The sequence below is a fragment of the Boseongicola aestuarii genome, from assembly GCF_900184815.1.
GTDB lineage: Bacteria > Pseudomonadota > Alphaproteobacteria > Rhodobacterales > Rhodobacteraceae > Boseongicola > Boseongicola aestuarii.
Genome location: NZ_FXXQ01000005.1, coordinates 200,166 through 223,302, shown reverse-complemented (window position 1 = coordinate 223,302; position 23,137 = coordinate 200,166). Strand labels below are relative to the sequence as shown.

Genomic DNA, 23,137 nt, shown 5'->3' with positions numbered 1-23,137 from the left:
CGAATAATGTCTTATCTTGATAATATCCGAACCTTTGTGCGCGTCTATGAGTTGGGCAGTATGTCGGCAGCCGGACGCGATTTGCGGATCTCGCCGGCGGTGACCTCGGCGCGGATATCGCAGTTGGAAGAACATCTGAGTGTGCGGCTTTTCCAGCGCACAACACGGAGTTTGACACCGACCGAGCATGGCAAAGCATTCTACACCGGGGCGCGCGAGGTTCTGGAATCCGTCGAGAACGCCGAGGCGCAGGTGGTGAATATCACCGACAATCCCAAGGGTTCGCTTTATGTGTCGGCACCACTTGGGGTTGGGCGGCGTCTGCTGGCACCCTATGTGCCGGATTTCATTGACGCTTACCCGGAGGTGACGGTGCGCCTGCGCCTGACGGATCGGTTGGTGGATTTGACGACGGAAGGGCTCGATCTGGCGTTCTTTCTAGGCCAGCCCGAAGACAGCAACCTTCGTATTCGAAAGATCGCGGATGTGCAGCGGGTGTTTTGTGCCTCGCCGGGATATGTCGAAAAGCGCGGGCATCCTGAAAGCGGGCAGGCCTTGGTTGATGATCGCCACGAATGTTTGAACCTGCGGTTTCCGGGCGCACCCGAGTTTCAATGGCGCGTCGTCACCGAGGAAGGCCCGCAGCGTTTGCGAGTGTCAGGGCGGTATGAGTCCGATGACGGGGATGTGCTGACAGACTGGGCACTGGCGGATCGAGGCGTTGTGATGAAACCCTTGTTCGAAGTCGCCGAACATTTGAAGGCCGGGCGGTTGGTGTCGGTCGCAACAAAGACGCCGCCCGAGCCCATTCAAATGGCGTGTTTGTTCACTCACCGCAGGCGTCAGGACCCGAAAGCCCGGCTGTTCATGGAATTCATGGTCGAGCGGATCGGGGCCGGGATTGCGGCGGCTGATTTCGGGGCCTAACTGCCGCGATAGGTGGAATAGCCAAACGGCGAGAGCAAAAGCGGCACGTGATAGTGCGACGCTTCGGACATGCCGAACCGGATCGGGATTTGATCGAGAAAGCGCGGGCTTTCGGGTGGTACGCCCATTGCGTCCAAATATGGGCCGGTATGGAAGACCAGTTCGTAGGTTCCCATAGCAAACTCGTCAGTGGGCAGGATTTGCTCGTCGGTGCGCCCATCGCTGTTGGTCTTGAGGGACCGCAGATGCGTGCGGGTCTCGCCGTCGAGACGGTAAAGGTCGATCAGAAGTCCTGCGGCGGGTTTGCCGTTCGCCGTATCAAGAACGTGGGTCGTGAGGTATCCGGCCATAATTTTTGCTCCCGTTTCGCTTGACGTAACATCGCGGTTTGTCAGGCTCTATACAAACCGGAAGGGCTGATACAGTCTTTCAAAAATTTGTTGAGAAACAGATCGACTGTTTTGGAATAGAACGGTCTGGCTTTGAAAAGGGGATGCCATTGTCTCGATATCCGCGCGATATGACTGGTTATGCGGGCCAGGAGCCCGTCGCGAACTGGCCGAACAGGGCAAAGATCGCTGTTCAGATTGTCGTTAACTATGAAGAGGGCGGCGAGAACAACGTCCTGCATGGAGATGCGGCGTCGGAGGCGTTTTTGTCCGAGATCGTTGGTGCGGCAGCTTGGCCGGGGCAGCGGCATTGGAACATGGAGTCGATTTACGAATACGGTGCCAGGGCCGGGTTCTGGAGGTTGCACCGGTTGCTGAAAGACCTCCCAGTGACGGTTTACGGCGTGGCGACGGCATTGGCGCGCGCTCCGCATCAGGTGGCGGCCATGAAAAACGCGGGCTGGGAGATCGCCAGTCACGGGTTGAAGTGGATCGAATACAAGGATTTCAGCGAGGCGGACGAGCGCGCGCATATGGTCGAGGCGATTGCTTTGCATACCGAGGTCGTTGGGGCGCGTCCCCGTGGGTGGTATACTGGGCGGTGTTCCGGGAATACGGTTCGGCTTGCGGCGGAAGAAGGCGGGTTTGCTTACGTCGCTGATTCCTATGCGGATGATCTGCCCTATTGGTCCGAGTTCGGGCGTCGGGATCAGTTGATCGTGCCCTATACGCTTGATTGCAACGATATGCGGTTTGCCACACCTCAGGGCTTCAATTCTGGCGATCAGTTCGAGGCGTATCTGAAAGACAGCTTTGATGTGCTTTACGCCGAAGGGGTCGCGGGCGCGCCGAAGATGTTGTCGATTGGTCTGCATTGCAGGCTTGTCGGGCGGCCTGGTCGGGTGGCGGCGTTGAGGCGGGCGCTGGATCATATGGCGGCGCATGAGGGAGTCTGGTTCGCGACCCGGCTGGAGATTGCCGAGCACTGGGCGGCCCAGCACCCGGCGCGCCGTATCCGGCGACCTTCCCAGATGAAGCGTGAGGAATTCGTCAGTGCATTTGGGGGCATTTTCGAGCATTCCCCTTGGATCGCCGAAGGGGCCTTTGATCTGGAATTGGGGCCGACGCACGATACGGCAACGGGCGTGCACAGTGTCTTGTCGAGGGTCTTTCGGTCGGCGACGGAGGAGCAGCGCCTTGGCGTTCTGACAGCACACCCTGACCTTGCGGGCAAACTGGCCGAGGCCAAGCGTTTGACGGCGGAATCGACGGCCGAGCAGGCGTCTGTGGGTCTTGATGCGCTGACGGACGAGGAGCGGGCGAGCTTCACGCGGTTGAACGATGCATATGTCGCGAAATTCGGGTTTCCGTTCATCATCGCGGTGCGAGACAACACGAAAGCCTCGATCATGATGGCCTTTGAAGCACGGATCGAGAATGACCGCGACACCGAGTTCGCGACCGCCTGTCGGCAAGTCGAACGCATCGCTGAATTGCGTTTGATTGAAAAGTTCGGGGCATGAGAGTGCCGATCCGCCTTGAACCCCTGACGGTGGAGGCGTTTCAACCGTTTGGTGATGTGATCGAGGTGACCGGCGCGCCGGACAAGATCATCAATCAAGGGCTTTGCGGGCGGTTTCACGACCGCGCAACATTTGATTTCAGCGATGGACGTGCGGGTTTGAGCCTGTTCAAAGCCGAGCCACGCGCGCTGCCCCTGACGTTGGAAATGGTCGAGCGCCATCCGGACGGAAGCCAGGCGTTCATTCCGATGAGCGAGCATGCCTTTGTCGTCGTCGTGGCGCCCGATCAGAACGGGACGCCGGGTCGGCCATTGGCGTTTCGCACCAAAATAGGTCAGGCCGTAAATTATCATCGCGGGACGTGGCATGGGGTTCTTGCTCCGTTGCATGAACCCGGACTTTTCGCTGTCATCGACCGCATCGGGAGCGGCTCCAACCTTGAAGAGCACTGGTTCCATGCGCCTTTTGTGATCGAGGCATAGGGCGGTATCGGTGGGATTGGCGGTGAGAACGATTGCGGCGTTTGCGGTCGCGCTAATCTCGCTTTGGGTTCTGGAGGTCGCACGCAATGGCGTGGACATCCAGCAGACATGGGTCGGCCAGACGCCGGTGACGATCTACGCCGCACCGGACGCCACCGGGCCTGCGGTTTTTGTCGCCCATGGATTCGCCGGATCCCAACAAATGATGCAAGGTTTTGCGCTGCCGTTGGCGCGGGCAGGATATCGGGTCTTTGCATTCGAATTTCTGGGTCACGGACGGCATCCCCTGCCGATGTCGGGGGATGTGACAACAGTCGAGGGAACGACGCGTTTTTTGATGGACCAGACAAACGAGGTCATTGACGCCTTGAAGGACGACGCTTCGCCAGTTGCCTTGCTTGGCCATTCGATGGCCACCGACGTTTTGGTGCGTGTAGCCACCGAACGTTCGGACGTTGGCCCGGTCGTGCTGATTTCGGCATTTTCGCAGGTGATCGACGCTGTGACGCCGCAAGACCTGTTGCTGGTGACCGGCGCATGGGAGCCGGGGTTGCGCGGGTTCGCGCTTGAGGCCTTGCAGATGGTCGTCCCTGAGGCGTCGGAAGGCGACACTGTCAAGAACGGATCAATCACGCGGCGTGCTGTGGCCGCACCGTTCACTGAACATGTCTCGATCCTGCAGAGCCGCGTTGCGCGGGCCGAGGCAGTCGCGTGGTTGGATGAGTATTTCGCACGGACATCGCGCGTTACGGTCTTGCCGACGGGTTTTGCGATCATCGGGCTGCTTGGCGGATTGGTGGTACTGTTCCCTGCCATTGCGCGGCTTTTGCCCCGCCGCGAGGTCTTTGCCGCCAGTCTTACAAAGGCGCAGTTGGCCGCGAGTGTGCTGGTGCCTGCAAGCGTCACGCCTTTGGTGGCAGGGGCGATTGAATTGGAGGTCTTGCCGGTTCTTGTAGCCGACTATCTGGCGCTGCATCTGCTGATCTTCGGTGTGCTACAGATTGTCTTGTTGCGATTTTGGGGCGTTGGGATCGGGCGGTTTTCCTGGTGCACTCTGGTTTTGCTGTTGGCGTGGTGCGGGGTTTTTGCCGTGGCGCTGGACCGATATGCGGCGAACTTCTGGCCGTCATCCGGACGGCTCTGGGTCATTTCTGCGATCCTGCTTGGCGCTTTGCCCTATATGCTGGCCGATGCCGTTCTGACGACGCGTGCGCCATTCTGGCGACGGTTGTTCGTGCGACTTGGATTTCTGGTGTCACTGGCTATCGCCGTCGCGCTTGATTTCGAAGGATTGTTCTTTCTTATCATGATTGCTCCCGTGCTTGTGCTTTTCTATCTGGTGTTCGGCACGGTAGGGCGACAGGCGGCGTACCGCGCGGGGCCCTTGTCGTCGGGCATCGCGCTTGGGATGGTTCTGGCGTGGGCCTTGGGCGTCAGTTTTCCGATGTTTCAGGCAGTATCATAGCTTCATGTGCCGGTTCACGTCCTTGTAGAGCAAGTAGCGGAACTTGCCGGGGCCACCTGCATAGCAGGCCTGAGGGCAAAACGCGCGTAGCCACATGTAATCGCCAGCTTCGACCTCGACCCAGTCTTGATTGAGGCGGTAGGCCGCCTTGCCTTCGAGCACGTAAAGACCGTGTTCCATGACATGGGTTTCGAGGAAAGGGATTACGGCGCCGGGTTCGAAGGTGACGATCGTGACGTGCATATCATGGCGCAAGTCAGTTGGATCGACGAAGCGCGTGGTTGCCCATTTGCCATCTGTTCCGGGCATCACGGTCGGAGCCACGTCCTGGTCGCGGGTGATGATGGCGTCTGGTTCGTCAAGGCCGTCGATGGTCTCATAGGCTTTCCGAATCCAGTGGAAACGGCTGACGGATCCGGAGGTGTTGTGAAGCGTCCAGACGGATTTAGGCGGCAAATAGGCGTAACCGCCGTGGGGCAGGTTGTGCGGCGTGCCGTCGATGGTCAGCTCGACCTCGCCTTCCACCACAAAGAGAACGCTTTCGACACCGGATTGCGTTTCGGGCTGATCCGAGCCTCCGCCGGGCGAGACTTCCATGATGTACTGCGAAAAGGTTTCCGCAAAGCCGGTCATCGGCCGAGAGAGCACCCAAAGACGGGTTTGGCTCCAAAACGGCAGAAAGCTGGTCACGATATCGCGCATCGTGCCTTTCGGGATCACAGCGTAGGCTTCGGTAAAAATGGCGCGGTCGGTCAGCAGTTGGTTCTGTCCGGGATGGCCACCTGTCGGAGAAAAATACTTTGGAGACATATGCTTGCTTTCGATGCGTCGGTGCGAGGGGTCAGTATGTTGCCGAGATGAGCTTTCGGCCAGCCGTACAAATTCGATGACACCTTTCGGGATGGTTTGAAAATCCCGCGCGGGCGTCTTGTTGTGCCAAAGTAAGTGAAATTTAATGATAAGTGTACGCTAAATGGGGCGAAATGGATTGGAAACGCGTGGTTTGAAAGTCTTGTTCGTGCATCAGAACTGTCCGGGGCAGTTCAAACATCTGGCACCGGCGATGGTCGAACGGGGCCCATCGGGTTTGCCGGCAGTTTTCACAGGGATCTCAGTGGGTTGCAGAACACGCGATTCGTGGCGCGGGTCTATGGCGTGGATACGAACCGGCTGGAGACTTTCGTGCGCGAGATGGCGGAGCTTGGCGATCATTTTCGATTGCCGTTTCGTACATATTCGGCCGGGATGAAGGCGCGGTTGGCATTTGCGGTGTCGATGGGGATCGACTTTGATACCTATCTGATCGACGAGGTTACAAGCGTCGGGGACGCGGCGTTTCGGGCGAAGTCTGAGATGGTTTTGGCCGACAGAATCCGGGATCGGGCGGCGATTGTAGTGTCGCACAACCTGCCGCTGCTCGCGCGGATATGCTCGGCTGCGGTGGTTCTGGAACAGGGTCGGGCGGTCTGGTTCGACGATGTGGACGCGGCCATTGCGACTCATCAAGGCGCGTTGGTGCCCGGTTAGTCGGGTTTGTGGACCGGCGCGCCGCCTTCAAAGGCGTTGGGGGCGGCGTAGCTGATCGGATCCTCCTGCATTTCAAGGTGTAGCCCCGTGCCGGTGTAAGGGTGCGCGCGAGCGAGAGCTTCGTCGACATCGATGCCGAGGCCGGGCGTGGTGGGCGCGCTGATGTAGCCGTCTTCCACGGTAATCGTGTTGCGGATCAGTGCCTTGTGGTAGTCGGTTTCGATGGTTTCGGCCATGAGGATGTTTGGGATGGACGTGGCGAAGTGGACGTTGGCGGCCCACTCGACGGGGCCGGCATAGAGATGCGGGGCCATTTGGGCGTTGTAGGTTTCGGCCAGCGCAGCGATCTTCTTGGTCTCCCAGATACCACCGGATCTCCCCAGAGCAGGTTGCAGGATATTGGCGGCGCCAGCGGCGAGGACGGCGGCAAATTCTGCTTTGGTTGTAAGACGTTCGCCGGTTGAGACGGTAATCGAAGTCGCGCGGGCGACCTCGGCCATTGAGGCGACGTTGTCGGGGGGGACAGGTTCTTCGAACCAGAGCGGGTTGTAGGGCTCGATCGCTTTGGCAATGCGGATGGCGCCGCCGGTGGAGAACTGGCCGTGCGTGCCGAAGAGGAGGTCTGCGCGGGGGCCCACAGCGGCGCGTATGGCGGCGCAGAAGGCGACCGAGGTCTCGGTGTCGTGGAGTGAGGGTTGGTGGCCTCCGCGCAGCGTATAGGGTCCCGCGGGGTCGAACTTGACCGCTGTGTAGCCGCGCTTGACGAGGTCTATCGCGCTTTCGGCGGCCATGTCGGCGTCGATCCAGAATTCTGGCAGGCGGTGGTGCGCCATTGGGTAGAGGTAGCTGTAAGCGCGGACGCGGTCGTTCATGCGACCACCGAGGAGCGCGTAAACGGGGCGGTCGCGGTCTTTGCCCAGGATGTCCCAGCAGGCGATTTCAAGGCCCGAAAAGGCACCGATGACGGTGGGATCGGGGCGCTGGGTGAAGCCGGCAGAGTAGGCGCGGCGAAACATTCGTTCAATGTTTTCAGGGTTTTCGCCTTCCATGTGGCGGGCGAAGACGTCCGTGATCACGGCGCGCATGGCGTCGGGGCCGACGGCGGAAGCGTAGCATTCGCCCCAGCCGGTGACCCCGGTATCCGTCGTGACCTTGACGAGTATCCAGTAGCGGCCACCCCATCCGGGGGCTGGCGGAGCGGTGACGATGATGTCAAGATCACGGAGTTTCAATGGCTTGGCCCTTTGTCGCTTGTCGCGTGAGTATGTGAGATGAACCCAATCACCATTCGCAATCTTGGTCCAGAGGATGCGCATGTTCTTGAGCGTGTGCGCGACGGTGTATTTGACGACCCCATCGATCCGTCATGGGCATTTGGCTTTCTGGCGACGCGGGTAAACGAGATCGTCGTGGCGCTGGATCAGGGGGAAGTCATTGGTTTTGCAAGCGGAACCGTGCTGATGCATCCCGACAAGCCGTTTTCGTTCTTTGTGAATGAGGTCGGAGTTCATGAGGATTATCAGCGCCGTGGGATCGCCACGCGGTTGATGAACCGGTTGTGCGATCTGGCGCGTGACAGGGGGTGTGAGGGCATTTGGGTGGCGACGGAAGACGACAACGACGCGGCGCGGGGGTTGTATCGGAGTCTTGGGGCGCGCGAGACTTCGGGGGTTGTGGTTTTCGACTGGGATCATCCGGATCTTTGACGTGGGATGGGCCGGGTGTCCGGTTTTCTTCGGGTCGGGTGATTCGTTGTTAAGACATTGGCGAATTTGTGGATTTGGCCACGACGGTAGCACGTCGGTTTAACGTCGGTATTGCGTCGGTGCGACCGTTCGCAAGTTGCTCTGGTTAACGCAACGCGCGCTGGAATTTGGGTGTCTCGCCGTTTGGATATTTGAAAACAGGTGAAGATCGTGGCGGAGTGCTTTGGTATCTAACGGTAATGCCCGATCTTAGTCGAAGAGGATGACATTTCGGCGCGCGGTGCCTGATTTGGTGTCGGCGATGGCCTCGTTGATCTGGTCGATGGACCAGCGGCCCGAGATCAGTTCGTCGAGTTTCAGGCGGCCTTGCAGGTAGAGATCGGCGAGCCAGGGAATGTCGCGCGCCAGCACCGTGTTGCCCATTTTGGAGCCGACCATGGACTGGCAGGCGGAGGCGAAGTTGCCGGGCTCGTAGGTGGAGGCGGCGCCTGTCGGCGGCATTCCGACCATGACGAGGCGGCCACCCGGTGCGAGGTAGCTCGGAGCATCGGTATAGACGCGGGCTACGCCAACGCTGACGAAGACCGCGTCCGCGCCTCGGCCGGTGATCTCGCGCAGGCGGTCCCAGGGGGCGGGGTCGGAGGCGAGGATGCCGTGGGTGGCGCCGAAGGCGCGTGCGTCGCTCAGTTTTTCTGCCGACAGGTCCACGGCGACGATGCGACGCGCGCCCGCGATGACCGCGCCCTGAATGGCGTTGAGGCCGACGCCCCCGGCACCGATCACGACGACGTCTTCGCCCGCCTGAAGGTTGGCGGTGTTGACCACGGCGCCGACTCCTGTGATCACGCCGCAGGACAGAAGCGAGGCGACGTCGAAGGCGATGGCCTCGGGGATGGGCGCGATCTGGCTTTGGTCGACGACAACCTTTTCGGCGAAGGCGCCGGAATACATCGCCTGTGTGACAGGCGTGCCATCGGAGAGTGTGAGGGGGGCAGGGCCGGTGGGGCGTTCGCAGATCACCGGTTTTCCGGCGCTGCAAGTCGGGCAGGTGCCGCAGGAGCGGATCAGTGTGACAATGACGCGGTCGCCGATATTGTAGCCTTTGGCGTCCGGGCCAAGGGAGGTGATTTCGCCGGCCGCTTCGTGGCCGTAGATGGCGGGCAGCGCGCCGCCCCAGTGGCCATCGATATAGGTAATGTCCGAGTGGCAGATCGCGCAGGCCCGGAGCGTGACTTCGACGTCTCGGCCGGAGGGGGCGGCGAGGTGGACGGTCTCGATTTTCAGTGATTCGCCAAAGGCATGGCAGACAGCGGCGCGGATTTTGGTCATGGGGTGGGCCTTTAGAGACGGGTTTTCATCAGGGTGTCGGTTTTCGGGGTGCGCGGCGTGTCGGAAACCGACTTCGGATGGCGCGAAACGGTCAATCTTTGCCTTAAACGGTTTGTTGACGCCTGCCGGCCAGAAAGACCAGGGCGCAGACGAGCATGAGGAACATCGAGACGAGGAAGGGGGCGCCAGGCAGGTAGAAGGCAGCGTCCTGGCGGGCGAAGGTGGCGAAGATTTGCGTCATGATCAGGGGTGAAATGATCGTGGCCAGCGCGGCGGTCGACGACAGTACGCCCTGAAGTTCACCCTGGCTATTGTCGGAGGTTGCGCGTGACATCATGCCTTGAACGGCAGGGGTGACGACGGCTCCGAGGGCTGTGAGCGGGATAAAGAGGATTGCCAGCGTGCCGCTTTCAATGAAGGCGAGGACGAGGAAGGCGAAGAAATTGAAGGCGAGGCCGTAGAGGATGGTGCCGCGGTCACCGAACCATCTGAGGATGAGGCGGATGAGGCCGCCTTGCACCAGCGCCATGGCGATGCCGAAGGCGCCGAGCGAGAAGCCTATCATGCGGGGCGACCAGCCGAAGCGCTCTTCGGTGAAAAAGGCCCAGATGGCGGGGTAGACCATGAAAGCGACCTGGTAGAGGAAAAAAAGCCATAAGAGGCGGCGCAGTTGCGGTGTGGCCGAGACGTTTTTGAAGGCACCGAGCGGGTTTGAGCGCGCGAGGGACAGAGGGCGGCGGTTTTCGGGTTTCAGGGTTTCGGGCATGACGAAATAGCCGAAAATGAGGTTTGTCGCGGCAAGGGCGGCGGCGGCATAAAAGGGCGCGCGTGTGCCGAATTCGGCGAGAAGGCCTCCGAGGAGGGGGCCGAACACGAAGCCCATGCCGAAGGCGGCGCCGATCATGCCGAAGCGGGCGGCTTTTTCTTCGGGTTTCGAGATATCGGCCATGAAGGCGGTGGCAGTGGATTGGGTCGCCGCGGCGATCCCGCCGACCATGCGGCCCACAAGCAGAACCCAGAAGGCTCCGGCCAGCGCCATGACGATGTAGTCCAGCGCCATGACCAGAAGCGAGATCAGCATGACGGGGCGGCGGCCATAGCGGTCGGACAATGCGCCGATGACGGGGCCGAAAAGGAACTGCATGAAGGCGAAGGCGGTGACGAGGACGCCACCGTAAAGGGCGGCGTCTGCGAGGGAGATGTCGGAGACTTCGCGCAGCAGGGCGGGCATTACGGGCAGGATCAGGCCGATGCCCATGGAATCGATCACTGTGGTCGCGATGACGAAAATCAGGGGCAGGCGCATTAACGGCTTTCTGCGGTCAGGTCGGGATGGTGATATGCAAGGCGGGGCTGCACGGGAACCGGAGTAAACGCGGATGGTTCGGGTTTTCGCTAAATGTGACCGATCTCTGTGAGGAAAGTCGTGAGAGTCTCGGCGTATTCCTCGGGTTTGTCGACGCAGGGCACGTGTCCGGCCCCTTTGATGAGTTGGAATTTCGCGCCCTTGATGAGCTCGGCGGTTTCGCGCACCAAATCGGGCGGCGTCGAGCCGTCTTCGCTGCCCGCGATGGCGAGCGTGGGCAGGGTCAGGCTGGCTGTCGTCGTGTAAAAATCGGTGCCGGCGATGGCGGCGCAGCAACCGACGTACCCTTTGATCGGTTGGCGCGCGAGCATGGCGCGCCAGGCGCTAAGCTCGGGCGTGCGGCGGAATTCCTTGCCGAACCACATCTCCATCACGGTATCGGCGATGCTGTCGAAGCCGTCGGTGGCGACCGTGTCGATGCGGGTTTGCCAGGTTTGAACCGTGCCGATCTTCGCGGCCGTATTGGACAAGACCATGGCGCGCACAAGGTCCATGCGTTTGACCGCAAGGCCCTGGGCGATCAGCCCGCCGATGGAAAGTCCGACAAAGACGCAGTTCTTGACACCGAGGTGATCGATCAGGGCCTCGGCATCGGAAATCAACGCGCCCATCGAATAAGGTGGGTCGAGCACATCGGTCAGGCCGTGGCCGCGCATATCGTAGCGGATCAGGCGCAGGGATTTCGGCAGACGGTCGATGACCTTGTCCCAGAGCCTAAGGTCAGTACCGAGCGAATTGGCGAAAACCACGGCATGACCATGCGGGTCCCCGTCGTCGCGGTAGTGGGTCTTTAGACCATCGAGATCGGCAATCAGCATGAGATCTTCCTTGCGTTAAGCATATTTCTCCAATGCCATACGAAACAGTGGCGCGTCTACATTGCCGCCGGACGCGACGGCAATGACGTCCCGCGAATCCGCGCGGTGGAAGAGGGCAGCGGCAAGGGCGACGGCGCCGCCGGGTTCAAGCACGATCTTGAGGCGCGTGAAGGCGATGGCCATCGCGCGAAGGGCGTCATCGTCGGAAACGACGACGCCCGGTCCGCAGTGGGCGGCGAGAATTGGAAAAGTCAGATGGCCCGGGCTTGGGGTGATGATGGCGTCGCAGATCGACCCGGATCGGCGGGGGTTCGTCTGGATCGTACCGGTCGCAAGCGAACGGGTCACATCGTCGAAGCCTTCCGGTTCGACCGGGCGCGGCGTCAAGTCGGGGGATTTCGCAGCCAGAGCAATGGCGATGCCGGACGTCAGACCGCCGCCACCGCAGCAGATCAGAACGTCGGCGCCGTCAATGCCGGCAAGCCGGGACTGTTCGGCAATCTCAAGTCCCGTGGTGCCCTGACCTGCAATCACGTTGGGATTATCGAATGGCTTGATCAGAGAGAGGCCGCGTTCGGCGGACAGGCGCTCGCCGATTTCGTCGCGATCTTCGGTCTCGCGGTCGTATAGCACAACTTCGGCACCAAGCGCGCGCGTGTTAACGATCTTTAACGACGGAGCGTCTGACGGCATGATGATGACAGAGGTTGCGCCCAGTTCGCGGGCCGCCAGCGCGACTCCCTGAGCATGATTTCCGGACGAGAACGCGATCACTCCGGCCGCGCGCTGGGCGTCGCTAAGTGCGGCAACGGCGTTGCGCGCGCCGCGGTATTTGAAGGAACCGGTCTTCTGCAGGCACTCGGCCTTGACGAAGATGCGACGCCCGAATTCAGCGTCCAGAAGGGGCGCGTTCAACAATGGCGTGCGTTCGGCATGGCCCTTCAGCCGGGCCGCTGCAGTTTCGATATCACTGATCAGGGGAGACGTGTCAGCCATGTGTTCAGGACCTTTAGCGAGTTGGGTTCATCGAGGAAGGGAACGTGGCCGCGATCCTGCACGTTTGCGAATAGAATGTCGGGTCGCCTGCGCCTCATTTCCTGCGTTGTTTCGGGCGAGAGCAGATCGGAATTCGCGCCCCGGATCAATGCCAGCGGCAAACCTTCCATCGCGTCGAAGAGTGGCCAGAGGTCCGGCATCGGCTGGGTTCCGGCGGCCAGGACTGCGTCGCGCAAGGCGGGATCATAGTTAATTTTGAGGCCGTTTTCGGTTTTGACATAGTGTTTTTCGACTTCTTCCAGCCAACGGCTTTCGGGAACGTCGTGAAAGCCAGAAAGGAGGCGCGCACGCATCGCGGCGGCGTCCTGATATGTGGTCTCGGAGGGGTTCTTGCCGATGTAGTTCCTGATGGTGTCAAGGCCCGCAGCGGCCAGTTCAGGGCCGATATCCACGAGGCACACGCCGCTAAGGCGGGACTTTGCGGTGGCGGCCAGAAGCATGGCGATCAGACCGCCACGCGATGTGCCGAGGATTGCCGCTTTTTCAAGGCCGAGGTGGTCGAGGAGGGCCAGTGCGTCACCCGCTTCGACCGGGATCGTATAGGTCTCGGGCCCCGACCATTCAGACTGACCTCGCCCCCGGTAATCCATTCTTATCAATCGGGTATCAGGCAAGTGGGGGGCAACATAGTCAAAGTCGCTGCCGTTTCTCGTCAAGCCCGCCAAGGCCAAAACCGGCGTGCCATGACCCTGATCGGTATAGTGAATACGCGCGCCGTCTGGGGCAAGAAATTCGGGCATCAGAGCGTGCCCGCAAGGTCGGGAATGCCGCTGAGATCGGGAAGGATATGTCCGGGGACGCCGGGAAGCCGGTCGACCGGTTCACTGGCGCGATTGATCCAGGCGGTCTGAAATCCGTAGGCCGCCGCGCCCGCCGCATCCCAGCCGTTGGCCGACACGAAAAGGACCTGCTGGGGCGTGGCCCCGAGGCGTTTTTCAACCAGATCGTAGACGGCTTTTGCAGGTTTGAAGATCTTAACGTCGTCGACCGAGATGACAGCGTCGAGAGACTCGCGCGTGCCGGAGAAATCGACGGCACCATCCAGCATTTCAGGCGAACCATTGGACAGGATCGCGGTGTTGAAACCGGTGGCTTTCAGCAAGGCAAGAACGGTGTGCGCCTCTTTGTAGGCGGGCAGTTCCCAGTAGAGCGCAAGGAGCGTTTCGCGCAGCACTGGGTCGTCGATTTCGGCGGCCTCCATAGCCCAGTCGAGCGCATCCTTGGTAACCTGCCAAAACGGAACGTAGGTGCCAGTCACGGCCCGCAGCCAGCTGTACTGAAGTTGTTTCAAGCGCCAGTCCGCCGCAAGCTTGGGCCAGATCGCCGCCAGTTGGTCCTGACCGGTTTGTTCCGCGGCGCGCCGGGCAGCGGCGGAGACATCGAACAGGGTTCCGTAGGCATCAAAGACGCAGGTGGTGACGGGCATTTTGCTCACTCCTTTTTCGGGCGAGACACTGGCACGCGCTCCGCGTTGAGAAAAGGGCAGTCGGGCACGATTGGGGTTAAGATTGGTAAATTATCGCGACTTTTGGGCGCCGTTAACGTTTATGAACAGACGCGGCGCGCAAAAATTGTTAGGTTGCGACACGTTCTATTCAAATTCTTACGGAAAGAGACGCTTATGACTGCTGCAAAATCGGGCGACACCGTTCGTATTCACTATACCGGGACACTTGCTGATGGATCGACGTTCGACAGTTCGCAAGGGCGGGATCCGCTGGAGTTCAAATTGGGAACCGGACAGGTGATTGCGGGTTTCGATGCGGCCGTGGACGGTATGAGTGTGGGCGAGGAAAAGACGGTCGAAATCGAGGCGGAAAAGGCCTATGGGCCGCATAATCCGGACGCGCTTCAGGCGTTTCCGCGGGAAAAAATCCCGGACAATATTCCACTGGAAATCGGGACTCAGCTGCAGCTTCAGTCGTCGCAAGGCAACCCGATGATGGTGACGGTTTCCGAAGTTACCGAGACCGAAGTGATCCTTGACGCGAACCATCCGCTTGCGGGCAAGGACCTGACGTTTCAGATCGAGTTGGTCGAAATTGCCTGAGGCCCGAGCCCGCGTGATCGCACGCCATTGTGTCGGCTGAAATGACCGCGCAATCGGGAGTGGCGCGCAATATTGCGCTTTATCCTTGGTTCAAGTTTTTCCAGAATTTGCTGTTCTGGCAGGCGGTATGGTTTCTGTTCTTTCAGGACGTCCTGTCGGCTGCCGAGGCGGTAATCCTGTATGCGATTTACGATTTGGCAACCACGGTTTTCGAGGTGCCGTCGGGTTATTTTTCGGATCGCATAGGGCGCCGACTGACGCTGTTGACAAGCGCATTGGCGGCAGTCGCCGCGGCGTTCCTGTTGTTGCTGGGATCGTCGTTCGAGGCCTTTGTTCTGGCACAGGTTCTGTGGGGGATCAGTGCGGCGTTCGTGTCGGGCACGGACAGCGCGATCTTGTACGAGTCGCTGGCGGCGGCAGACCGATCTGACGAGGTAGAGACGCAGGAGTTGAGGGCCTGGCGCTTTTCGTTTTCGGGCCTGGCGGCCTCGGCGATTACGGGGGGCGCGATGTCCCTTGTGGCCTACGATCTGGCTTTCGCGGCGTCCGCTGTGGCGATGATTGCCTGGGCGATTTGCGCATTTCTGATGGTGGAGCCGCCACGCGAGGAGGCCAGCCAGATTACGGAAACTCTCAGAATTGTTCATTTGAAAGAAGCGTTTAGAAATCCGGTTCTGATCTGGTTGTTCGTTCTGAGCACTTTGATGTACGGCTTCAGCCATATCCCGTTTGTCTTCGGTCAGCCCTTTATTTTCGAGGCTTTGGACGCGCGGGGATGGTCGGGTGAGGCGCCGTTTGTGAGTGGCTTTGTGTCGACCGTGATGATGCTTGTGTCGGTCGCGGCGTCGTGGCTGGTGCCGGCGCTGCGCAGGCGCATCGGGTTGGCGGCAATCCTGCTTTTCGCCATGTCTATTCAGGTTGGATTGGTGGGCGTTCTGGCGACCACGAACTCGGTTCTGGCGGTGGCTTTCCTGTTCTTGCGCATGGTGCCGTCGTCGATCCATGGCCCTCTCTTGATCGCCCGCGTGCAACCCGTCTTGAACGACGACAGCCGGGCGACATATCTGTCGATAAAGAGCCTCGTGGGGCGTCTGATGTTCGCGGGTTCGCTTTGGTTGGCAGCGAAAGCCACAACCGACATCGGATTGATGTCCTATCGCGAAATCCAGACCGTTCTGGGCTGGTATTTCGTCATCGGCCTGATCGCGTTTTGCGGACTTTGGATCATGGCCCGACGCGTTTCGATTGAACCGCCCGCATCGGTTATGGCGGCGGCCGTTAAAGAAGGTTAATACCCCTCCATGACACGTCGTATCGCCGTATTTACCGGAAACAGGGCAGAATACGGGCTATTGAGCCCGGTGCTTCAGGCCATTTCGAAAGAGCCTGCTCTTAAGCTGCAGTTGATCGTGGGAGGTGCGCATCTCGATGCAACCTATGGGAGAACGCGCGACGAAATCTTGGCGGACGGATTTGAGATTTCCGCCGAGGTCTCTGCCGGTTTGGGGGAGGATACGGCGCGGGCCATTGGCGAAGGTATTCTTGCGGTAGCCGATGTTCTGGACGACCTGAAGCCCGATGTTGTGGTGGTTTATGGGGACCGATTTGAGGCCTTCGCCGCTGTGATCGCCGCGTCGCAATCGAATATTCCGGTTGCGCATATCGAGGGTGGAGACAAGACCGAAGGCGGTGCTTTGGACGATTCTGTGCGCCATGCCATGACGAAACTTGCGCATATTCATTTTGCGACCAATCCGAAGGCTGCCCTGCGGATCGCCGCTATGGGCGAAGAAACCTGGCGAATTCATGATGTTGGCTTGCCGGGGATCGATAGGATCAAGGCCGGCGATTTCCCGGACGCGGACGAGGTGGCGTCAACGCTTGGATTGGATTTGAGCCGTCCCGTGATCTTGTTCACGCAGCACGCGATCACGACTGAACCCCATCTTGCGGCCGCGCAGCTTGCGCCCAGCCTTGCGGCAATGGAGCGCGCTATCGCTGAATACGGTGCGCAGATCGTCGCGACTTATCCCAACAATGACGACGGCGGCGAGGTAATTCTTGAGCGACTGAAGGTGTGGGCCGATAAGCAGCCACAGGTTGTATTGCGACAGAGTCTAGGGCGCGCGCTATACCACGGTACGCTGAATGTTGCGGGGCGGATTACACGGGGTGCTTGCATTGGCAATTCATCAAGTGGGCTGAAAGAGACCCCGGCTTTCGCCTGTCCAACAGTGAATATCGGGACGCGTCAGTCCGGTCGATTGGCGGCTGAAAACGTTCTGAATGTTGATTATGATGAAGAAGAGATCTCGAATGCATTGACGCGCTGCATAGCCGATGACGAGTTTCGATTGATTTCGGCCACCTGCGCGAACCCGTATGGAGACGGAAATACCGGTCCAAAGATCGTTGAGGTTCTGAAAACAATGGATATTTCCGATGCACGGCTTTTGCAGAAGAAACTGACGCTGGACCCTTAGGCCGCTTCGCGCGAGGATGCCATTTATGGATAACGAAACGTTAAAGGCTCTTACGATCACGCGCGATGTTTCGGTGCGCGACGCGATCGCGACGATTGACAGGTCGCGCCGCCAGGTTGCCTTGGTAATTGATGCGGACGGCCGGCTGATTGCGACCGTGACCGACGGGGACGTTCGGCGGGGGATTTTGCGTGGCGTCGATCTGGACGGGCCGGTGTCTCAGGTAATGCACGAGTCGCCGACAGTTGTGCGCGAAGGCGAAAATGACCGCGAGGTCCGACGTCTTATTCGGGACCGGAAACTGCAGCATATTCCGGTAATCGATGCGTCCGGTCGATTGACCGATCTGGCGACGGTCGATGAATTGTTCGGAGTGGCACCACGGGACACGCGGGTCGTTTTGATGGCTGGCGGTTTGGGAACGCGGTTGCGTCCTTTGACCGAGAAGATTCCAAAACCGATGTTGCCGGTGGGGGGCAAGCCGCTTTTGGAACAGATCTTGGGCGTGTTCGTGGACCAGGGATTCCAGCACATCTCAATCTCTGTTAATTATCGCAAAGAGATGGTTCAGGATCATTTCGGTGACGGCTCGAAGTTCGGCGTGGATATCGACTACATCGAAGAAAACGAGCCGATGGGAACCGCTGGCGCCCTGTCGCTGCTGAAAGAGCGACCCACACGTCCGTTCATCGTCATGAACGGCGATCTTCTGGTATCTTTACGATTTGACAGACTATTGAAATTCCACAAGGAAATGTCTGCAATCGGCACGATGGTCGTCCGTGAGTATGAGTATCAGGTGCCTTACGGAGTGGTTCGCGCGGACGGTGACCTGATGATCGGTATCGACGAAAAACCGACCGAGCGGTGCTATGTGAACGGCGGTATTTACGTTTTGTCGCCCGAGGCGCTTGAGGCTGTCCCTGACGGTCAGGCTCTGGACATGCCGACGCTGTTAACGAACCTTAAGGATGACAAGAAACGCGTTGCCGTCTTCCCGATGAGTGAATACTGGCGCGATATCGGCCGCATCGACGATCTGGAAGCGGCGCGAACGGAATTCGATACAATTTTCCGCAAATGAACCGGTCGTCGAAAGAGCCGCCCCACACACTGTTTATCGGTGCGCCCACGGCGCTTGGTCATGCGCTGAATGCTTTGGTGCGCGGGCAGACCGTTTCGCTGGGAAGCGCGGGTGTGGCTGCCCATCCGAACAAGATCGTGACTTATGCTTTGCGGGCGGCGATCGGCGATCGCCCCGACCCCACACACTTGAACGCGCTGGTTTCCACGGCGTCTGATAGACACCTTTTCCTGTCAGCTTTGTTTGCGTTGGGGCGGCCCAGGACGGCGCTGCGGGACAACGAATTGTTCCCCGAAGCGGAGAGGATGCTTGGCGAAATATCGGCTGTGCTGGGCGATCATGTGGAGCGCGTGGTACTGGCGATCGAACCAGTGCATCACCTGCTTTTGTCGGTGGAGCGGGAACAGGTTTTCTCGCGGCCGGGGGGCGTAAAATGGGACGCCCTTTACGAGGTGAGCTGGGCGGATCTGGTAGATGTTGTCGCGACGTGTTTTGGCGGGGCCGAGCTGGTGGTTCTGACACCTTTTTCGGTTGGAAATGGTGCTGCGCCGATTTTGTATTATCTCTTTGGAAACAAAGGATTTGATCTGGCAAGTGAGGCCGCGGGCGAGGGCTTTTTGCGGGCTGCGCAGCGGGTGCCTGTACCGGACGAAATCAAAGCACATACCGGGCTTGATCGCGTCGCTTGTGACCTTCTCTTGCAACGTTTTGACGAGGACGTGGCCACGATTTCCAGACGTTCTCGGGTACGGGTTTTCTGAGCGTGGGCGCGGAGTTCAAACGACGTCATCTGGAGGCTTGTGAAACGTCGCACGGGTGGCTTTTGGCGGCGACGGCTGCGGCGGGAAAGGGATATCGGACTTACTTGTCAGGAGCGCCTGACGAGACGATCTGCACATCGCTCGCAGAGAGACTGCTGTGGCACCGGCAGATCGGCGGAGGGGTAATGGCTGTCACTTCGGATACTGACGGCTGCGTGCCTGCAGAAACCGATTTATTTAACGCTAAACGATGTTTGCTGGCGCTGAGGAATGGCGAGAGCGTCGATGCGACGATGGATTGGGTGGGATACCATTCCGCTTTCGGTGTGAGCGGCATTCTGGTTTTTGATCGCGCCGCGCCCGGTGAAGACGAGGAGTATGCGTCTGAGTTAGAGGCACGATTAACGGCATTGGGGGACGGGGCGCCTTTCGTTTTGTATGTCACGGCGTCGCGACCGATGGGGCGGTCGGGGGCCGCGGATGCGCGGCTTGCGGCGACAGCTCCGGTGGCTCCGGGACATATCCAGGCGCAGGTTCACGCGCCTGATCCATGGCATGGAGAGTTCAGCGAAACGGTCCTTTTGGAGACGTTGAGGCGGCGGTTTCTGGGGAAGGCGGCGTCGGTTGCTTTTCTTAACATTTCGGACCTTTTGCTGACCGGGCGACGCGGTGAAACGGCTTTCGACCGGGCGGAGGCATTGCCGGGACGATGTTATCTTTTGGAGGGGAAAGAGTATTATCCATGGCGGCTGCGAGGGGACGAGGCGCGGCATGTTGATCATGTGCATTTCCGACGCGATGAACCGCGCAAGGTGACGCGGTGGTGCGTTGCGCCGACGACTTTGGAGGACCCGTCGGTCTGGCGGATGATCCGGGTCGGTGGGGCGCGCGGCGTGGTCGAGGGCGCGCGGTTTGTGCGGGCCATGGGGGTTGCTTATCCGGGAGCGAAGGTCGGTCAATTGGTGCAGAAATCGGCTTTGGTCGAGGACTTCGGCGTGAGATCGGCTCTGGAGGAAGCGTTTGGAGACAAGGCTTTGGCCGCTCCGGTGCGCGTTGAGCCGGCGTCTGGCGGCAACGGTGTGACGGTTGTGACAGCGATGAAGAACGAGGGCCCGTTTATCCTTGATTGGATTGCGCATCACCGCGTTGTCGGGGTGGATCGGTTTTTGGTCTATACGAATGATTGCGATGACGGGACGGATGAGGTTCTGGACGCCTTGGCCAAAGAGGGTGTGGTCGTGCGGCGGGATAATCCTTATCGCGAAACCGGGAATGTCCCCCAGCACGCGGCATTTCGGGCGGCGGAATCCGAGCCGATTTTGACCGATGCGGAGTGGTGTCTGACGCTGGATGTGGACGAATACATCAATGTTCACAAAGGTGAAGGAACGCTTCAGGATTTGTTTGCCGCGACCGACGGTGCGAACGTGATTTCTATGCCCTGGCGGTTGTTCGGAAATGGGGATCTTGAGGGGTTCGAGGACGCGCCGGTGACGCATCAGTTTCATGCCTGTGCACCGGAGTTTTGTTCGCGGCCGCATCAGGCCTGGGGATTCAAGTCGATCTATCGCAACGCCGGTCTTTTTCGGCGTTTGGGGGTGCATCGCCCTAAAGGGATCATGGATGAGAGCCGGTTGCGTTGGGTCGGTGGAGACGGTCGGCCCTTGCCAGCGAAAATGTGGAAAAACGGCTGGCGGATGACATCGGGGACCTGGGGTTATGATCTGGTCACGCTGAACCATTATGCGGTGAGGAGTGCGGAGAGTTATCTGGTGAAACGGGACCGGGGGCGGGTCAATCACGTCGATCGGGGGCAGGGTGTTGCCTATTGGTTTCGGATGAATCACAACGCGGTCGAAGACTCTTCGATACGTCGGTATGACGCGCGGGTCGCGGAGGAGCGAGCGCGTTTGGCGGCTTTGCCTGGGGTCGGGGAGACACATGAGGCTTCGGTGGCCTGGCATCGAGAGCGGATCGCCGAGCTGATGCAAGTCGATGAATTTGCAGAGTTATATGGCGAAATTACCGGAGTCCGGCTGCGGCATTTGTCACGGATGTTGAAGCATTTCGGGTCGAATGTCTTTTTGTCCGGACCGGATGTTATTCCTGACGAGGTGCTGGAGCGGCCCGCCTCTGGGGACTGGCAGTTCACCATTTCCAAGCCGAAGCGCGCCGATTAGTTTAACGTTAAACTAAATGTCGACCCAGTGTAGTCCTGCCGGGGGAATGACAATGCCTCGCCAGTGCACAGGGGCTGCGCCATAGTTGAAGGCGAAGCGATGTGTGGCGGTATCGCGCACACGCAGGCCGGGTGGGAGGACTTCGAGATAAAGGCCCGCTGCGGGCGCTATGAGTTTCAGGATGTGGTCCCATGCGGCGCGGTCGGGCCAGCCGGCGAGGTAGTGCAGGGTGCCCGAAGTGACGAGGGCGGGGTGGTCGTTTTTGGTTTTGAGCGTGACGTTTGCGGTGCCTTCGAGGCGTTCGGACCAGTGGACGAAACTGCCAGCGTCTTCGAGCAGGTCCTGCGCGCCGGGGGGGATGCTTTCGACGAAGGTCACCGTTGCGTCGAGGCCGGGCAGATTTGGCGGAAGCGGGACGGGGATGGCACCGTCTTGGTCTTTTGATCCCGAACGGGGCCCGACGATGACGTGGCCATCGTGTTCTGCGAGGCGGGTTTTCAGGGTGTCATCCATGATGGCGAGGCCGGGGGCGACGACGAGTTTGTAGCCGGCCAGATCGGCGTCTTTGGGCAGGATATCGATGGACAGGCCCGCGCGGCGCAGGGCGCGATAGGCGTCGAGGACAAGGCGGAAATAGCTGAAGTCCGCACCTTGGGGTTGGGTACCGAAGACCCAGTCAGCCTCATAATCGAAAAGGAAGGCGACGTGCCCTTGGGCGGGGATGACCTCGCCAAAATCTTTGATTTCGCGCGCAACTTGTGCGGCTTCGGCGAGGGCCGGGGCTGCGACGCTGTCGGGGCGCAGGAGGCCGGCATGGTTTTGTTCCTGAGCGAAGGGGGCCTGGCGCCAGCGGAAATAGCAGACGGCTTCTGCTCCGTGGGCGATGGCCTCCCAGGCCCAAAGGCGGGCCATTCCGGGGAGCGGTGCGGGGTTCCAGGGCGCCCAGTTCACGGGACCAGGTTGTTGTTCCATGATCCACCAGCGCCCGCGGCCGACGGCGCGGTAGAGGTCGTGGTGGAGAGCCTGATTGTCGGGATCGCCTTGGCGCAGGTAGCTGGTCTTGTCGGCTTCGTCGGCCTCGAGCCGATCAGAGAGGAAGCCGATGGGGTAGCTGTCCCAGCTGGCGATATCGAGGTCTGCTCCGAGTTTGAAATGGTCGAATGTCAGCTCGCGGCCCATGTAGTTGTGGATCAGGGGTTTGTCAGTAAGGGGGCGGAGCGTGTCGGTCTGGACCTTGTTGAAGGCGATGACCTGATCGGAAGAATAGCGTTTGAAATCAAGGACGTGGGCGGGGTTCGGTTCGGTGGTGGTGAGGTTTGGCAGGTCGATCTGGTCGAAGTCGTCGTAGTCCATGGACCAGAAGACATTGCCCCATGCGCGGTTCAGGGCGTCGGTGCTTTGGTATTTCTGGGCGAGCCAGTTGCGAAAGCCCGATAGAGCGGCTTCGGAATAGCTGAGGGTGGTATTGTGGCAGGCGTATTCGTTGTCGATCTGCCAGGCGTGGACGTGTTCGTGGCGGCCGTAGCGTTCGCCAAGAATGCGGGCGATGCGGGCGCTCTCGGCGCGGTAGCCTTCATGGCTGAAGCAGTAGTGGCGGCGGGAGCCGAATTTGCGGATCTGGCCTGAGACGTCGCGGGCCAGCATGTCGGGATGTTTGTCGATCATCCAGCGGGGCGGGGTGGCGGTGGGTGTGCCGAGGACGACTTTGAGGCCAGCGTTTCCAAGTGTGTCGATGGCGCGGTCGAGCCATGCGAGGTCAAGTTGACCCGGTTTGGGCTCCATGCGGGTCCAAGCGAATTCGCCGATGCGCACCCACGTGAGGCCGGTGTCGACCATGCGTGCGGCATCGGTTGCCCAGATCTCTTCTGGCCAGTGTTCGGGGTAGTAGCAGACGCCTAGGGTGGGGTTCATTCTTTTGTCGCCTCTCCCGAGGCGATCCGCCGGGAGGGCGCTGCCCTCCCGGACCCACCCGGGATATTTATGGGCCAATA

Annotated in this window: 22 protein-coding genes; 12 read left to right on the top strand and 10 right to left on the bottom strand. The window is 60.0% G+C overall.

Annotated features, from left to right (window positions below):
• The first annotated feature begins 6 nt into the window (after positions 1-6).
• Positions 7-927 carry a LysR family transcriptional regulator gene (locus BOA8489_RS09515; protein WP_093973784.1) on the top strand — a complete coding sequence of 307 codons (921 nt, stop codon included), beginning with the start codon at positions 7-9 and terminating at the stop codon, positions 925-927.
• On the opposite strand, the gene uraH is transcribed toward BOA8489_RS09515, so the two are convergent.
• A complete protein-coding gene (gene uraH / locus BOA8489_RS09510) occupies positions 924-1,277 on the bottom strand; it encodes a hydroxyisourate hydrolase (RefSeq protein WP_093973783.1) in 354 nt (117 codons plus the stop codon). The two genes, BOA8489_RS09515 and uraH, sit on opposite strands and share 4 nt — an antisense overlap.
• A gap of 143 nt (positions 1,278-1,420) precedes the next feature.
• Between uraH and puuE the strand changes: the two genes are divergently transcribed.
• Genes puuE through BOA8489_RS09495 form a run of 3 tightly spaced genes read left to right on the top strand, consistent with a single transcriptional unit; the run spans position 1,421 to position 4,786 of the window.
• Positions 1,421-2,839, top strand: coding sequence for an allantoinase PuuE (puuE, locus tag BOA8489_RS09505; RefSeq protein WP_093973782.1), 1,419 nt, complete (start codon positions 1,421-1,423; stop codon positions 2,837-2,839).
• On the top strand, positions 2,836-3,321 hold the full coding sequence (locus tag BOA8489_RS09500; RefSeq protein WP_093973781.1) for an ureidoglycolate lyase: 486 nt from the start codon (positions 2,836-2,838) through the stop codon (positions 3,319-3,321). Before puuE ends, BOA8489_RS09500 begins: the two co-directional genes overlap by 4 nt.
• Positions 3,322-3,343: 22 nt before the next feature.
• Positions 3,344-4,786, top strand: a complete 1,443-nt coding sequence (locus BOA8489_RS09495; RefSeq protein ID WP_093973814.1) for an alpha/beta hydrolase — start codon at positions 3,344-3,346, stop codon at positions 4,784-4,786.
• Here the strand turns inward: BOA8489_RS09495 and BOA8489_RS09490 are convergent.
• Positions 4,781-5,596, bottom strand: coding sequence for a bifunctional allantoicase/(S)-ureidoglycine aminohydrolase (locus BOA8489_RS09490; RefSeq protein WP_093973780.1), 816 nt, complete (start codon positions 5,594-5,596; stop codon positions 4,781-4,783). The genes BOA8489_RS09495 and BOA8489_RS09490 overlap by 6 nt on opposite strands.
• A 309-nt stretch (positions 5,597-5,905) precedes the next feature.
• On the opposite strand from BOA8489_RS09490, the gene BOA8489_RS20170 reads away from it, so the two are divergent.
• Positions 5,906-6,313, top strand: coding sequence for a P-loop NTPase family protein (locus BOA8489_RS20170; protein ID WP_176440257.1), 408 nt, complete (start codon positions 5,906-5,908; stop codon positions 6,311-6,313).
• Here the strand turns inward: BOA8489_RS20170 and BOA8489_RS09480 are convergent.
• Positions 6,310-7,545 carry a mandelate racemase/muconate lactonizing enzyme family protein gene (locus BOA8489_RS09480; RefSeq protein WP_093973778.1) on the bottom strand — a complete coding sequence of 412 codons (1,236 nt, stop codon included), beginning with the start codon at positions 7,543-7,545 and terminating at the stop codon, positions 6,310-6,312. The two genes, BOA8489_RS20170 and BOA8489_RS09480, sit on opposite strands and share 4 nt — an antisense overlap.
• Positions 7,546-7,584: 39 nt before the next feature.
• On the opposite strand from BOA8489_RS09480, the gene BOA8489_RS09475 reads away from it, so the two are divergent.
• The gene (locus BOA8489_RS09475) at positions 7,585-8,019 is read left to right on the top strand and encodes a GNAT family N-acetyltransferase (protein WP_093973777.1); all 435 of its coding nucleotides are present in this window, start codon (positions 7,585-7,587) and stop codon (positions 8,017-8,019) included.
• Positions 8,020-8,268: 249 nt separating this feature from the next.
• Here BOA8489_RS09475 and BOA8489_RS09470 read toward each other — a convergent pair whose 3' ends face one another.
• The 6 genes from BOA8489_RS09470 to BOA8489_RS09445 all read right to left on the bottom strand — a co-directional run bounded on the left by BOA8489_RS09470 (position 8,269) and on the right by BOA8489_RS09445 (position 14,014).
• Positions 8,269-9,348, bottom strand: a complete 1,080-nt coding sequence (locus BOA8489_RS09470) for a zinc-binding dehydrogenase (protein WP_093973776.1) — start codon at positions 9,346-9,348, stop codon at positions 8,269-8,271.
• A gap of 103 nt (positions 9,349-9,451) precedes the next feature.
• On the bottom strand, positions 9,452-10,654 hold the full coding sequence (locus BOA8489_RS09465; RefSeq protein ID WP_093973775.1) for a TCR/Tet family MFS transporter: 1,203 nt from the start codon (positions 10,652-10,654) through the stop codon (positions 9,452-9,454).
• 89 nt (positions 10,655-10,743) lie between these two features.
• Positions 10,744-11,532 carry a 3-oxoadipate enol-lactonase gene (gene pcaD, locus BOA8489_RS09460; RefSeq protein WP_093973774.1) on the bottom strand — a complete coding sequence of 263 codons (789 nt, stop codon included), beginning with the start codon at positions 11,530-11,532 and terminating at the stop codon, positions 10,744-10,746.
• Positions 11,533-11,547: 15 nt separating this feature from the next.
• Positions 11,548-12,528, bottom strand: coding sequence for a threonine ammonia-lyase (locus BOA8489_RS09455; protein ID WP_093973773.1), 981 nt, complete (start codon positions 12,526-12,528; stop codon positions 11,548-11,550).
• Entirely contained in the window at positions 12,507-13,328 is an 822-nt protein-coding gene (locus tag BOA8489_RS09450; RefSeq protein ID WP_093973772.1) for an alpha/beta fold hydrolase, read from the bottom strand. The genes BOA8489_RS09455 and BOA8489_RS09450 overlap by 22 nt, the downstream gene beginning before the upstream one ends.
• A complete protein-coding gene (locus tag BOA8489_RS09445) occupies positions 13,328-14,014 on the bottom strand; it encodes a haloacid dehalogenase type II (protein WP_093973771.1) in 687 nt (228 codons plus the stop codon). Before BOA8489_RS09445 ends, BOA8489_RS09450 begins: the two co-directional genes overlap by 1 nt.
• A 195-nt stretch (positions 14,015-14,209) precedes the next feature.
• On the opposite strand from BOA8489_RS09445, the gene BOA8489_RS09440 reads away from it, so the two are divergent.
• The 6 genes from BOA8489_RS09440 to BOA8489_RS20750 all read left to right on the top strand — a co-directional run bounded on the left by BOA8489_RS09440 (position 14,210) and on the right by BOA8489_RS20750 (position 21,146).
• Positions 14,210-14,638: an FKBP-type peptidyl-prolyl cis-trans isomerase gene (locus BOA8489_RS09440; protein WP_093973770.1), complete on the top strand. Its 429-nt coding sequence runs from the start codon at positions 14,210-14,212 to the stop codon at positions 14,636-14,638.
• Between the two features lie 41 nt (positions 14,639-14,679).
• Positions 14,680-15,930: an MFS transporter gene (locus BOA8489_RS09435; protein ID WP_093973813.1), complete on the top strand. Its 1,251-nt coding sequence runs from the start codon at positions 14,680-14,682 to the stop codon at positions 15,928-15,930.
• A 9-nt stretch (positions 15,931-15,939) separates the two neighbouring features.
• Entirely contained in the window at positions 15,940-17,121 is a 1,182-nt protein-coding gene (gene neuC, locus BOA8489_RS09430; protein ID WP_093973769.1) for a UDP-N-acetylglucosamine 2-epimerase, read from the top strand.
• A 25-nt stretch (positions 17,122-17,146) separates the two neighbouring features.
• A complete protein-coding gene (locus tag BOA8489_RS09425) occupies positions 17,147-18,205 on the top strand; it encodes a nucleotidyltransferase family protein (protein WP_093973768.1) in 1,059 nt (352 codons plus the stop codon).
• Entirely contained in the window at positions 18,202-18,966 is a 765-nt protein-coding gene (locus tag BOA8489_RS09420; RefSeq protein WP_093973767.1) for a hypothetical protein, read from the top strand. The genes BOA8489_RS09425 and BOA8489_RS09420 overlap by 4 nt, the downstream gene beginning before the upstream one ends.
• A 185-nt stretch (positions 18,967-19,151) precedes the next feature.
• A complete protein-coding gene (locus tag BOA8489_RS20750) occupies positions 19,152-21,146 on the top strand; it encodes a glycosyltransferase family 2 protein (protein ID WP_245813757.1) in 1,995 nt (664 codons plus the stop codon).
• A gap of 12 nt (positions 21,147-21,158) precedes the next feature.
• Here BOA8489_RS20750 and BOA8489_RS09410 read toward each other — a convergent pair whose 3' ends face one another.
• Positions 21,159-23,057: a beta-galactosidase gene (locus BOA8489_RS09410; RefSeq protein WP_093973766.1), complete on the bottom strand. Its 1,899-nt coding sequence runs from the start codon at positions 23,055-23,057 to the stop codon at positions 21,159-21,161.
• Positions 23,058-23,137 lie beyond the last annotated feature (80 nt).